We start from the raw sequence: 5,809 nt of genomic DNA, 5'->3' as shown, positions 1-5,809 counted from the left end.
ACAAAAAATGTGGTGGGGGTGGACCTACCCTGGGATGAGCCGGACTGCCCGGACGTGGTGGTGGAGAACGATGGCGGCCGCACCCCGGAGGAGATTGTAGCGGAGCTGACAGCCCGCTTTGAAGTGGGGGTGCCGGAATGAGCGTTCATATTTGCGACCTGCATACCCACAGCACGGCTTCTGACGGGCAGTATACCCCGGCGGAGCTGGTGGGATTGGCAAAGGACCGGGGCATTGAGGTGCTGGCCCTCACCGACCACGACAACCTGGACGGCCTGGACGAGGCCGTGAAGGCCGGAGAGGCTTTGGGAGTCCGGGTGGTGCGGGGCGTGGAGCTCAGCGCGGACGACTACCCCAGCCTGCACATTCTGGGCTATGGCTTTCCCCCGGCGGCTCCGGGGCTGCGGGAGATGATCGACAGCCTGAAGCAGGGGAGAGGCAGAAGAAAGTATAAGATACGGGACTTTTTGCGGACCCAGGGCGTTGAGGTGGACCTGTCTCTGGTAGAGGCCTATGCGGAGGGCGGCGTGATTGGACGCCCCCACTTTGCCCGGGCTCTGGTAGAGCAGGGCTATGTGGGCGACCGCCGGGAGGCCTTTAACCGGTATCTGGACACCCCGGCCTTTCAGAAATTCGACCGGGGCAAGCCCAGCGCAGAGAAGTGCGTGGGAATCCTCAAGGCGGCAGGGGCCAAGGTGTCCCTGGCCCACCCCTATCAAATCGTGTTCGGGCCGGACGCCCCGGAGAACCTGGAACAGCTGGTAGCCCGTCTGGCGGGCTACGGGCTGGACGCCCTGGAATGCTACTACCCCAAGCACACCCCCCAGCAGCAGGCGCAATATCTGGCACTGGCGGAAAAGTACCGCCTCCATGTCACCGGCGGCAGTGATTTTCATGGGGAGAAGGTGAAGCCCGATGTGAAGCTCGCCAGAGTGGAATTGGGTTTGGAGTGGATTGTTAAATCATTATGAAAAAGAAAGTTTGAGAAGTGACAGATAGGGGGATAAAAATGAAAAGATGTGTCATTTGGGGGACAAATGCCTGCGGCCGGCAGATGGCGGTTGAGGCAAAATATCTTGGGTACGAGGTCCTGGCGTTTTGCAGCAGCAATGCCCACTCTGAGGTCATTGACGGCTTTCCTGTTCTCTCGCCAAGTGAGCTGAAGGAAGCCTGCGCCCGAAATGAAGTCGACTGCATTGTGCTCGGCATGAACAGAGCGTCATATATTCAAGAAGTTACCCAGCAGATTTCCCGGGAGTTTCCGGCCAACGTCCAGATTCTGGAAAAGACCAGCCTGGAAAATGATTATCTGGCCAGTGTAACCCAATCGCTTTCCTATAAATGGGATATCAATTATGATTTACAAATCTCGGAATGGGTCGAAAACCTTATGTCCGAAGTGGAATATTGGGTACAGGAAGTGGCCAATCCCAGGGGGGAAGCGCATTGGGATTATGAGGCCAGAATGAATAATGAACTCTTTTTTGGCCTGACGGTTCCCTACCAGGAAGAACGGCTAGATTTTACCAGCGCCCTCCCTTCTTTGGAGAAGGCCCTGTGGGATGGGGCCATCGTGATGGATATTGGCTGTGGGCTGGCTCCTCTATACGGGAGCCGTCTGCCTGATTTCGGGCAGGTCAAATTATTTACGATTGACCCGCTGGCCCCCTTCTATAACAAAATCAATGAGAAATATTCCAGCAGGCAGACCCTCAGGCACAGTTTTGGAATGTTTGAGTTTATGGCGAATTTCTTTGAGCGAAATTACAGTGATGCTATCATCATAAACAATGCCATGGATCACTGCATTGATCCCTATAAAAGCCTGATTGAATGCGCTTACATCCTGAAACCCGGCGGGAAGCTTTTCTTGTTCCACCGACGAGCGGAAGCTCTGTATGAGGGCTATTCCGGCTTACATAAGTGGAATCTAGATTTTGATAAAAGCGATTTCCTGATATGGAACAACGAAAACGCGGTGAATGTTTCTCAGGAATTGAAAGACATTCTCCAGGTAAATGTGGTGCATTCCAGCCTCTCCACCCCTCGGGAAAACCAAATCCTCATCGTGGAGATTACAAAGACAAGGGACTTTCAGCTGGAGGAGTTCATTGATATCAGTCAAGAAAGGATTCAATTGGCCTCTGTAATTGAAAATATCATGAGTTTGGCCGCCAGTAATCTGGACTATCTGGAGATTCAGAAAGGATAATCATATGAACTTCGAACTAACCGCCTCCATGATGTGCGCCAACTATGGCAACCTGGAGAAGGAGGTCCGCGATTTGGAGGCGGGCGGCATTGACTCCTTCCACATTGATATTATGGACGGGCGTTATGTGCCCAACTTCGCCATGTCCCTAAACGACCTGCGGTATATTGCCGGGGCCACTGCTGTGCCCATGGACGTGCACCTGATGGTGGAGCATCCCAACAGCCATATTCAGCTGTTTTTGGAGAACCTGCGCCCCGGCGACACGGTGTACATCCACCCGGAGGCGGAGTATCACCCCTCTACCACCCTGCAGGCTGTGATTGACGGGGGGATGATTCCCGGCATTGCCATCAACCCGGGGACCTCGGTGGAGAGCGTGTTCGAGATGCTGCGCATTGTGAAAAAGGTGCTGGTCATGTCCGTCAACCCGGGCAATGCGGGACAGATGTACCTGCCCTATGTGGGCAAGAAGATCACCAAGCTGCTGTCTTTGAAGGAGGACATGGACTTTGAGGTGTACTGGGACGGGGCCTGCAGCGCGGACAAAATTCAGGAGTTTGCCCCCAGGGGGGTGAAGGGCTTTGTGCTGGGCACCACCCTGTTGTTTGGCAAGGGCAGGCCTTATGGGGATATCCTCCAGGATATCCGCGAGCTGAGGTTTTAATCGTGAACGGGGCTGTGATCCTCTCCGGCGGGGCCGGGAGCCGTTTTGGGGCCGGAGTGCCCAAGCAGTACCGGGAGCTGGCCGGCAGGCCCGTGATTGTCCGCACTATGGAGACGCTGCAGTGCTGCCCGGCCGTGGAGTGCATTGTGGTGGTAGCCGAAACGGAGTGGAGAGAGCCGGTTCTGGGCTGGGCGGAGCGGTTTGGAGTGACAAAGCTGCGAAAGCTCGCGCCTGCCGGGAAGGACCGCCAGCACTCCATCCTGAACGGGCTGCTGGCTTTGGAAGGGCTCCTCACCGGGCCGGAGGACGGGGTGGTCATTCAGGACGCGGCAAGGCCCCTGACCAGCCAAGAGCTGCTGGCCCGGCTGCTGCTGGGTCTGCATGACGCGCCTGCGGTGCTGCCAGTGGTGCCGGTGACAGACACAGTCTACACCAGCGGAGACGGCCAATGGGTGAACGGGATACCGGACCGGGCGGCTCTGTACGCAGGCCAGGCCCCGGAGGCATTTCGTTTTGGGGACTACCTGTCCCTGTACCGCAATACCCCGGCCGAGAGGCTCTCTGCCCTCAGCGGCAGCTGCCAGCTGCCCTATCAGGCCGGGTGGAAGGTGAAAATGATTGAGGGAGAGGCGGAGAACCGAAAGCTCACCTATCCCATGGACTGGACCATTTGCCAGCTTATCCTGAAGGAACGGGAGGAATGCTGAATGAAGGCTTATGTTTTGCACCAGGTCAACGACCTGCGCCGGGAGGAACGGCCCCGGCCGGAGCTTTTGCCCGGCTGGGTGCTGGTGCGGGTGCTGGCGGCGGGAATCTGCAGCTCGGATATTCCCCGGATTTTTGAGAAGGGGACCTACCGCTTTCCCACCATACCCGGCCACGAGTTCTGCGGGGTGGTGGCGGAGGCCGGCGGGCCGGAGGGCCAAAGCTGGGTGGGCCGCCGGGTGGGGGTCTACCCCCTGGTTCCCTGCCGGGAATGCCCCTCCTGCGCCAGCGGCAGCTTTGAGACCTGTGAGAATTACGACTATATTGGCTCCCGGCGGGACGGGGGCTTTGCTGAGTTTACGGCGGTTCCGGTAAGAAACCTGATCGCCCTGCCAGAGGCAGTTTCCAACGCCGGGGGCGCCATGCTGGAGCCTGCCGCCGTGGCCCTGCACGGGGTGCGGCGGCTGGGAGACCTGACCGGCAAGACTGTCTGCGTGGCAGGCACGGGGACCATCGGCCTGCTGGCCGGCCAGTGGGCCCGGCTGCTGGGGGCGGCACAGGTGACGGTTCTGGGAAGAAATCAACAGAAAAAGGACTGGGCCGAGGCCTGCGGCCTGGACTATGTCACCCAGACCGGGGAGGTGTTTGACCGCGTGATCGAGGCGGTAGGCACGCCCGCGGCCATTGAGAGCGCCATCCGGCTCACCGCCCCGGGGGGCGGACTGACGCTTATGGGCAACCCCCCTGGGGCCATCCCCCTGAGTCAGGAGGTGTATTGGCGTATTCTGCGCAAGCAGCTGACCCTGACCGGCAGCTGGAACTCCGCCTTTTGGGGGGAGGACAGCGATTGGGAGAGGACCGTGCAGGCTCTGGCGGAGGGGCGGCTGAAGACAGCCCCCCTGGTCACCCACACCTTGGAGCCTGAGGGGCTTCTCCGGGGGTTGGAGCTGATGCGGGACAAAACAGAGCCCTATTGTAAGGTGATTTGGGAAGGAGGCGCGTCATGAGGCTGAAAAAGGGGAGCTTTTCGGACTTTGCCCGGCGGGCGGAGTCCAGCGGAAAGCCCATTGTGGTATACGGCGCAGGGGTCATCGGCCAGGTGGCCGCGCCCTACTGGCTGAACGCCTACCAACTGGCGGAGCAGGTGCGCTGCTATGTGGACGCGGACCCCCACAAGCAGGGGGGCGCAGTGGCGGTGGGGGAAAGGGCGGTTCCCATCTCTCCGGTGTCCGCGTTGGAGGAGCTGGGAAGCGGCTGCCTGCTGCTGGTGACCGTGAGCGCCTTTGACGCGGTGGTGGAGAGCCTGGAAAAGCTGTCTGCCCTGAGGGAGACAGAGGCCTGGTTCCTGCCGGTGATGCTTATTGAACGGGCCCACAGCCTGAAATCCGGCGGGGTGGTGAAGACCAGCGAGACCCCGCTGATCCCCAAAAGGATTCACTACTGCTGGTTCTCCGGCAATCCTATTCCAGACAGCCTGAAGCGTTGTATGGAGACCTGGGAGAAATTCTGCCCGGACTATGAGATCATCCGCTGGGACGAGAGCAATTATGACATCAGTTGGAGCCCCTACATGGTGCAGGCCTATGAGAGGAAGAAGTGGGGGTTTGTGCCTGATGTGGCCCGGCTGGACATTCTGTACCGGCACGGGGGGATTTATCTGGACACGGATGTGGAGCTGGTGCGCGGTCTGGATGAGCTGCTGTATCAGCCGGCCTTTTGCGGAGTGGAGAAGTGGGGAGTCATTAATCCAGGTGGCTGCAGTGGGGCGCAGCAGGGAAACCATGCTATAAAAACAATTTTAGAAATCCGGCAAAATGAAACATTTGTGTTGGCAGATGGAACTTGTAATTCTATCAGTAGCGGTTATGCGGACACCATGGGAATCTGTAGACTAGGTATGAGTCCTAATGGAAAAACTCAAACCATTTCAACAACTATAACGGTATATGCCTCTGAGTTTTTTCATCCCTTCGACTATGCCAGCGGCGAGACAGTCGTAACAGAAAATACCTTTTCCATCCACCACTTCAGCGGCACCTGGCTGGGAGAGAACGCCGCCAGAGAGCGGGCGCTGACCCGGGAGAAGTACCGGCGGTTTGTGGATAGCCTGGAGGAGACTATATGAAAAAAGTAAGCATCGTCCTTCCCGTCTATAACGGGGAAGCGTACCTGCGTCAGGCCATTGAGAGCGTTCTGGCGCAGACCTATGAGAACTGGGAGCTTAT

7 protein-coding genes are annotated in these 5,809 nt (G+C 58.2%); all 7 read left to right on the top strand.

Annotated elements, in window-relative coordinates:
* Nucleotides 1–137 precede the first annotated feature (137 nt).
* Nucleotides 138–971: a PHP domain-containing protein gene (locus ACTO5E_RS09845; RefSeq protein WP_482303301.1), complete on the top strand. Its 834-nt coding sequence runs from the start codon at nucleotides 138–140 to the stop codon at nucleotides 969–971.
* Between the two features lie 38 nt (nucleotides 972–1,009).
* Complete coding sequence (locus ACTO5E_RS09840) at nucleotides 1,010–2,212, top strand: class I SAM-dependent methyltransferase (protein ID WP_482303300.1); 1,203 nt, start codon at nucleotides 1,010–1,012, stop codon at nucleotides 2,210–2,212.
* Between the two features lie 4 nt (nucleotides 2,213–2,216).
* On the top strand, nucleotides 2,217–2,879 hold the full coding sequence (locus ACTO5E_RS09835) for a ribulose-phosphate 3-epimerase (protein WP_482303299.1): 663 nt from the start codon (nucleotides 2,217–2,219) through the stop codon (nucleotides 2,877–2,879).
* Between the two features lie 2 nt (nucleotides 2,880–2,881).
* Nucleotides 2,882–3,586 (top strand): IspD/TarI family cytidylyltransferase, encoded by a 705-nt coding sequence (locus ACTO5E_RS09830; RefSeq protein ID WP_482303298.1) that lies wholly within the window; start codon nucleotides 2,882–2,884, stop codon nucleotides 3,584–3,586.
* A complete protein-coding gene (locus tag ACTO5E_RS09825) occupies nucleotides 3,587–4,591 on the top strand; it encodes a galactitol-1-phosphate 5-dehydrogenase (RefSeq protein WP_482303297.1) in 1,005 nt (334 codons plus the stop codon).
* Nucleotides 4,588–5,709, top strand: a complete 1,122-nt coding sequence (locus tag ACTO5E_RS09820; protein WP_482303296.1) for a glycosyltransferase family 32 protein — start codon at nucleotides 4,588–4,590, stop codon at nucleotides 5,707–5,709. The genes ACTO5E_RS09825 and ACTO5E_RS09820 overlap by 4 nt, the downstream gene beginning before the upstream one ends.
* On the top strand, nucleotides 5,706–5,809 hold a 104-nt coding region (locus ACTO5E_RS09815), incomplete at its 3' end, for a glycosyltransferase family 2 protein (protein ID WP_482303302.1). The genes ACTO5E_RS09820 and ACTO5E_RS09815, both read left to right, overlap by 4 nt.

Source organism: Acutalibacter sp., assembly GCF_056800975.1.
This window is presented reverse-complemented; position numbering and strand designations above follow the sequence as displayed.